Below are 7,478 nucleotides of genomic sequence, written 5' to 3'. Positions count from 1 at the left end.
AACAATTTGTTGCTTAAAGTCATCACTAAATTGACGACGGATTTTTCTAGACATAGAGTTCTCCTGTTTTCTTTAGTGTAGAACACTTTATAAATTCTGTCTAGTTTAGTGTAACCGATTCAGTTAGAAGATACTCGCATCTCGTTGTCTTATGACCATTTGGTCTTTACAAAAGTAGGACCTGAACACTATCACTTTCTCTTTCTTTACAGGAGTGAGGCTATTGCTTCGGTTGAAGTTGATCTGGATTTATATGATCAATTAGAGGATGAGTATCGCTTTGTTTACCAAGATGCGATTTATCACGTTGATGAGAAGTGGGCGCATCATGTTATTGCAAGTAATTAGTTAATGACTGCCATTCGCTTATCTGCTCTTCAAGGTTTGCCAGTCACTTATGTTTTTACCCATGACTCGATTGCGGTTGGTGAAGATGGCTCTACCCATGAGCCGATCGAGCATTTGGCAGGTCTTCGTGCGATACCGAACCTGAATGTCTTCCGTCCAGCGGATGCACGGGAAACCCAAGTAGCATGGTATCTCTCTTTAACGAGTCAGTCAACACCTTCTGCCCTCGTTCTTACTCGCCAAAACTTGACAGTAGAGGAAGGGACAGACTTTGCCAAGGTTTCAAAAGGTGCCGATGTGGTCTATGAAGCAGAAGGCTTTGATATCATCTTGTTGGCTTCTGAATCTGAAGTCAACCTAGCTGTTAAGGTAGCCAAGGAGTTGGACGATCAAGGTAGCAAAGTACGTGTCGTATCCGTTCCATCAACAGAACTCTTTGATGCCTAAGATGCAAGTTATAAGGAAGAAATTCTGCCAAATACTATCCGTCGTCGCTTAGCCATTGAGATGGGGCAACGCAAAGTTGGTATAAATATGTTGGCTTGGATGGGGATGCTCTAGGTATAGATAGTTTTGGGGTCTCAGCACCAGTAGCAGAAGTGATTGCCAAGTAAGGCTTCACTGTCGATAATATGATTGCCAAAGTAAAAGGCTTAAGTTGGCTTTATAAGACAACTAAAAACTCTGTCAACAGATTCAATGTTGGCAGAGTTTTTAGTTGTAAAAGAATAAATTGAAAGAAAAAAGTAATTTTGAGAATATTATTCTGTCAAGTCATTTATATATTTTTCAATCTGAAGATGCATTAATTTATTACCATAGATTCTAGATAAATCACGAGCTTCTAAGTAATACTCCATTACTTTATCATTATCTAGGAACTCCTTGCTTCCATTACCGACTATGATTAATAAAGGAGCCAGTTGGGAACTAGTCTCATACTCTTTACAGACCTCTATTGTTTCAATAGCAATTTGTATAGCCTCTAATGCTTGACCTTTGACAAGTAAATGATGAGCATAGTTATATCTCGTTCTTATATAACCAAAAAGAAATTCCTGAGAGTCAAAGTCTTTCTCACTATATAGTTGGGTGAGTTTTTGATAGTTCCTTTCGTATTCTTCATCACGTCCAACTAGTGAATAAAAATTAGCAAGGGTATTAAGTATCTTTAGATAGACAGAATGCTTTTCGCTCACGGAAGTCATTGCTTTTTCTAATAAAGAAATAGCTTTATCTCTTTCATTGTAGGTGTAGAATAAAATGATGGTATGAACCCAAGTCAGGTAGGCCTCCTCATCTAGTGATAAAAATGATTGTTTTTCCTTTTCGAGATTGTAGAGATACTCAAGGTCTTTGTAATTTCTGTCTTCTAATAATTTAGTTGATAACCTCATGAACTCCTTTAAATTAGAGACAGACTCGATCTGCTCATCGAAAAAATAATCTATTGTGACATTAAGCCTACCTGCTAATTTGTGTAAGAGAATAGCTGTAGGCATATAGTTGCCTCTTTCAATTTTACTAATTTGGCTTTGTTCACAAATGCCTTCAGCTAATTCAGACTGTGACAAACCGTACTCTTTACGCTTAGTTTTCAATTTATCTGCAATATTGACCATTATTTCTAGTCCTTTCTATAATAATACGAAAACGCCCTATTGAAGTGTATTATATATTATACAACTTGTGTTTTAATATTTCAAATCAAAACAAAATTCTTAGGAGAATAAAAAAAAACTTTATACACATAAAATCTGTTGACTATTTCATGTTTATATGATAATATGATTGCATGAAAAAGAAAAGAGGTAACTTTATGAACCACAAATTTATTAAACTAGTATTACTTTCACTATTTATTTTTAGTTCAGGGTTAAGTTTACCTCGTACCAGTGAAAAGAATCGGAGCCAGAAACTCCCAAACATTATAGTTATAAGAGAAAAGTTATAGTTATAAGAGAAAAGGCGATAAAGTCTACAGGACTTGATGTCGGAAAAGCTGATTGATACGTTTAAAAAAACTAAAGTAAGAATAATTCATCTATCCATAATTGAGTAAGGGGCTGTACATGTTTAAAAAATACGCCTGTACTATGCAACATGACCAATCTGACTGTGCCGCGGCAGTTGTTTCAACAGTACTTTTATCGTATAAAAAAGAACTGTCCATCATGAAGATTCGTGAGATTATCGGGACTGATATGTATGGAACAACTGTGAGTGGTATCGTTTCAGGACTTGAGAAGTTAAACTTTACTGTTAAAGCTGTCCGAGTAGCACAGGAAGAGTTGACTTCTAAATTAACATTTCCTGCAATTCTTCAGATTAAGAACGATTTAGGGCAGAACCATTTTGTTGTTTTACATCGTATCAAGAGGAATGGAAAATTTCTTGTAGCAGATCCCGCCAGGGGGATGCTTAAAATGACTCGTGATGAATTAGAAGAGGTTTATCAGGGAATCACTCTCTTTATGGTTCCTAATTCGGATTTTGAAAAGGGGAAACTAAAAGGGAAAGGTCTACTAGAATTATTCGGTACGCTGATATTTAGCCAAAAGGGACTGGTTGTTACCGTAATATTGGCTTCCTTTATATTGAGTATCATTGGCATTCTATCTAGTCTATTTTCAAAGGTCATTATGGATGAAGTTATTCCTTATGGCTTGAAAAATAGTTTATACCTTTTCTTGATTGTCTTTGGAATTGTGTCATTTTTACAGAGTCTACTATCTGCCTTCCGCCAACATATTTTGTTATTTCTATCCAGAAAAATAGATATCCCTGTTCTGATGGGATACTATGACCATATCATTCACTTACCATACAGTTTTTTTGGTAGCCGAAGAGTAGGGGATGTCCTAACACGCTTCCAAGATGCGATGACGATAAAGAATGTTTTTACGTCAGTATCAATTTCATTAGTTATGGATATCACCTTGTCCGTTATCAGTGCGATTGTTTTGTGGACCATTAACCAGTCCTTGTTTCTTATTTTAGTGTTAATGGTCATTGTGAATATTATTCTTATTTACTGTTTTAAGAAGCCGTATAAGAAAATCAATCATGAACAAATGGAGGCAAATGGCCTTCTAAATTCTCAACTAATTGAGTCCATTCGTAATATTGATACCATCAAATCACAACATGATGAAGAGCAACGTCTAAACAAGATTGAAGAAAAATTTGTGCACACTTTAGAAATCGGTTACAAAGAAGGCGTGTTACAAAATATTCAATCTACAGTCTCTTCAATGGCCTCTACTATAGGTGGATTACTGTTTATGGGTGTGGGAGCATTATTTATCATTGATAGCAAGATGACGATTGGTGATCTTCTGGTATTCCAAACCTTGAGTCAATATTTTACAGAGCCTGTACAAAATTTGGTTGGTCTCCAGTTGACATTTCAGGAGGTACAAGTCGCAGTTAGTCGCCTTCAGGAATTGATGGAAGTTGACTGAGAAGATAGCAATCTGGACTATAGTGTCAGAAATTTTTCCTTACAGGATGATATCACGTTTAATAATGTAACCTTTGCGTATGGTTCAAGACCTCCTGTCATTAAAAAGTTTGATTTGACAATTAAACAAGGTGAAAAAATAGCTTTTGTTGGAGAAAGTGGTGCAGGTAAAAGCACACTAGTTCGATTATTACTACGTTTTATTAATCCGAGCGAAGGGAGTATCCGCATTGGGCATCATGATTTATCTGATCTTGACTATGGGGAGTTACGAAAGAAGATTTCCTATATCCCCCAGACTATTGAACTCTTTACAGGAACCATCATTGATAATTTGAAAATTGGTAATCCAGATGCAACCTATGAAGATATGATGCGAGTTTGTCGTATTGTGGGTATTCATGACACTATCCAGCGCCTTCAAAATCGTTATGGCTCTTTCGTAGAAGAAGGTGGTCAAAACTTTTCCGGTGGAGAGAAGCAACGATTGGCTATTGCAAGGGCTCTACTGAGTAAAGCTGATTTGTATATTTTTGACGAGGCAACTTCTAACTTAGATTCGTTTAGTGAACAGATTATTCAAGATTTAATCTTTGACAAGATTATTGGTAAGACAACAATTGTAGTAGCTCATCGATTATCCACCATTCTTCGATGTGATAAGATATGCTTCCTAGAAAATGGAACCATTGTGGAATATGGTACTCATGAGGAATTGATGGCTCAAAATGGGAAATATGCTCGAATGGTTGGTTTACAGAGTATTCAGGTGAAGCAACAGTTCCAGTCACGGGTAGTGTTAGATACAGAGGAGGTTACTTATGGCTAAACTAGAGGTAAAAGACAATAAAAAACTTGTTCTGAAACAGGTCATTTGTAAAAAGGTACATGGTGCTAAAGTAGAAAATGTTGATCATGAAATTGACAAATTTCATCAGCACTTGCAGTTAGTTAAAGCACAACTATTTGGTCCGCTCATTGTAAAAAGTTGTGGAACCGCCATTCATGATGACGGAACTATCACAACGGATTTTGAGTTTTATGTTCAAGCACATAATGCGCAACAGTACAGCAATATGTACGATGTTCAGGATATGGTATCTGTCCCACATTGTTTATATGTGCATTTTGAAGATAGTCCAGAGTATCTTCAGTTTGCATATTCAAAGTTAGACTTGTATCTATATGAGAATGATATTCAAACAGATGGAACAGTCTATACTGTTTATATCAATTCTTCTCCTGAAAAAATGACTGTGGATATTTTTAGACCAATAATAAGCCTATGAAACTATATAACAAATCAGAATTACGCTATTCTCGGATTTTCTTTGATAAGAAACCACCAGCCTATGCTTTTATTCTTATCATCTCTACTGCTTTAGTTTTAGTCGGTGCATTGATTGGTGCGGCCTATATCCCTAAAAACTATATTGTGAAGGCGAATGGAAATGCGGTGATAACTGGGACAGAGTTTCTGTCTGCCATGGGATCAGGTAAGGTCGTGACCATGCATAAATCTGAGGGAGATACGGTCAAAGCTGGAGATGTTATTCTTTCTCTTTCAAGTGGCGAAGAGGGATTGCAGGCCGGTTCCTTGACGAAACAGTTAGAGAAGCTACGCGCCAAAGAAGCTATTTTTCAAAAATTTGAACAGTCATTAAATGAGAAAGTCAATCATATGGCCAACTCTGGAGAAGAGCAGGAGTACTATGGCAAAGTGGAGTATTATCTGTCTCAACTAAATTCAGAGAGTTATAATGATGGTTCGCAGTACTCCAAACTTCAGGATGAGTATGTAAAATTGAATAAACTCATCGGTGAACGAGATCAGTTAAATATTGATCTTCAGATTGCTCAAAATGAATTAGTTCAACTACAGCAACAACTAGACTCACTACCTGCGCCAGATCCGACTACAACAACTACAAATGGTACTGAGCCATCTACACCACCTGTAGCGACTACGACTGATGCTAGAACTGAGTTAGAAACCAAAATATCAGATCTAACGACAAAAATTGAAACAATAAAAACGAATACTACTGCTAAAAATAGTGAGATAGAGGGTCAGCAAAGTAATATTAAGGATATGGAACGTACTTATAATGATCCAACATCTCAAGCTTATAACATTTATGCACAGTTAATCAGTGAACTAGGAACTGCTCGTTCAAACAATAATAAAAGCATCACTGAACTTGAGGCGAATCTTGGTATCGCAACAGGACAAGATAAGACCCACAGTATTTTAGCGTCTACTGATGGAGTGCTTCATTACATTGTTCCCTTAAAGCAGGGGATGTCACTTCAACAAGGCCAAACAGTAGCTGAGGTTTCTGAAAAAGAAAAGGATTACTATGTAGAAGCTTTTGTGGCTGCAAGTGATATCTCTCGTGTTTCCAAAGGTGCTAAGGTTGATGTGGCACTGACAGGTGTGAATAGCCAAAAATATGGAANGGCAATATCAGTCTTTATAAAGTTATCATAGAATTGAATTCACTAACACTAAAGCACAAGAGTGAGACGATTATCCTTCAAAAAGACATGCCAGTTGAAGTTAGAATAGTATATGATAAAGAAACTTATCTTGATTGGATTTTAGAAATGTTGAGTTTCAAACAATAATTTGGGTTTAGCCCTTAGATGACCTATAAAATATAATAAGACAGAGAAAGGTTGTCTTATCTAGGTAGCTACGGAGATATAAACTAAGTTGTCTATCACTTGTTAGGGAAATTCCCTAGCTCTACTTATTTACAAGGAGAATTCTTATGGAATTAGTATTACCAAACAATTATGTAGCTCTTGAACAAGAGGAAATGATGTACACTGATGGTGGTGGCTTTGGAAAACACTGGTGGAACAGTAGAGGTGCTGTGGGACTCGCAATTGATGGAATTGCTACGTTAATACCAATTTTGGGTGCTTATCATGGGATGAGGGCCGTTGGAACGTTAGCTAAACAAGGTAGGGTCTATATCCGTACCAATATTGATAAGGCTCTAAGACAAGCTAGAGTTGGTTTTGCAACTGCCATAGTTGGAGGGATCGTTGATGCACTATTTTTGGTATACGGTGGCAGTGTAGGCTCTTGGATTGCAGCAGCAGCTGATTATGCAGACAGATGGGCTGGAAGTTACGGCTATGATGGGTATATTCTGGCATAACAGATATTAAGGAATGTTAACATTATGGAAAAAGTAATTGTTTCCTTGGGCTTATTAAGTTTTGTATTTTTAGGAGTTGTTTCCTATAAAAACATAAAAAAATTAAAAACAATGAAAGATGAAAACTTGGATAGTTAAGATGAAGCATTTTTTTGCAGGCCTCGGAGAAATAAGTTTATTTAGTTTCGTGATATTATCATGTATTGGGATAGCTCCACTAGTCCATGTCTATATCATTGGAACTGAACTAAGTTTTGGAAGATTGCTACTTACTATCATTGGTATTTCTTTCGTGCTTATTTTACTACTTTCTCGTCTTTATAGAAAGTTCTTCTATAAGGATAGTGAATAACATATACTAATCTATAAATTTTTGAATCGGTTACACTAAACTAGACAGAATTTATAAAGTGTTCTACACTAAAGAAAACAGGAGAACTCTATGTCTAGAAAAATCCGTCGTCAATTTAGTGATGACTTTAAGCAACAAATTGTTG

The 7,478-nt window shown here is 36.4% G+C and carries 3 protein-coding genes and 3 pseudogenes; 5 read left to right on the top strand and 1 reads right to left on the bottom strand.

Annotation, left to right across the window (positions count from 1 at the left end):
- Positions 1–357: 357 nt before the first annotated feature.
- A pseudogene (locus tag ACERC5_RS09540) lies at positions 358–962 on the top strand (transketolase C-terminal domain-containing protein); the annotation flags it as partial.
- Positions 963–1,109: 147 nt separating this feature from the next.
- Here the strand turns inward: ACERC5_RS09540 and ACERC5_RS09535 are convergent.
- Complete coding sequence (locus tag ACERC5_RS09535; protein ID WP_373660632.1) at positions 1,110–1,970, bottom strand: helix-turn-helix domain-containing protein; 861 nt, start codon at positions 1,968–1,970, stop codon at positions 1,110–1,112.
- A gap of 450 nt (positions 1,971–2,420) precedes the next feature.
- Here ACERC5_RS09535 and ACERC5_RS09530 point away from each other — a divergent pair.
- The 4 genes and pseudogenes from ACERC5_RS09530 (at position 2,421) to ACERC5_RS09515 (ending at position 6,981) form a co-directional block, all read left to right on the top strand.
- A pseudogene (locus ACERC5_RS09530) lies at positions 2,421–4,640 on the top strand (peptidase domain-containing ABC transporter).
- Positions 4,633–5,100: an AraC family transcriptional regulator gene (locus tag ACERC5_RS09525; RefSeq protein ID WP_373658814.1), complete on the top strand. Its 468-nt coding sequence runs from the start codon at positions 4,633–4,635 to the stop codon at positions 5,098–5,100. Before ACERC5_RS09530 ends, ACERC5_RS09525 begins: the two are co-directional and overlap by 8 nt.
- A pseudogene (locus ACERC5_RS09520) lies at positions 5,097–6,439 on the top strand (HlyD family efflux transporter periplasmic adaptor subunit). Before ACERC5_RS09525 ends, ACERC5_RS09520 begins: the two are co-directional and overlap by 4 nt.
- Before the next feature lie 146 nt (positions 6,440–6,585).
- Positions 6,586–6,981: an argininosuccinate lyase gene (locus tag ACERC5_RS09515; RefSeq protein ID WP_373658816.1), complete on the top strand. Its 396-nt coding sequence runs from the start codon at positions 6,586–6,588 to the stop codon at positions 6,979–6,981.
- Positions 6,982–7,478: the final 497 nt, after the last annotated feature.

This window comes from Streptococcus sp. E24BD (assembly GCF_041807825.1).
Lineage (GTDB): Bacteria > Bacillota > Bacilli > Lactobacillales > Streptococcaceae > Streptococcus > Streptococcus entericus.
This window is presented reverse-complemented; position numbering and strand designations above follow the sequence as displayed.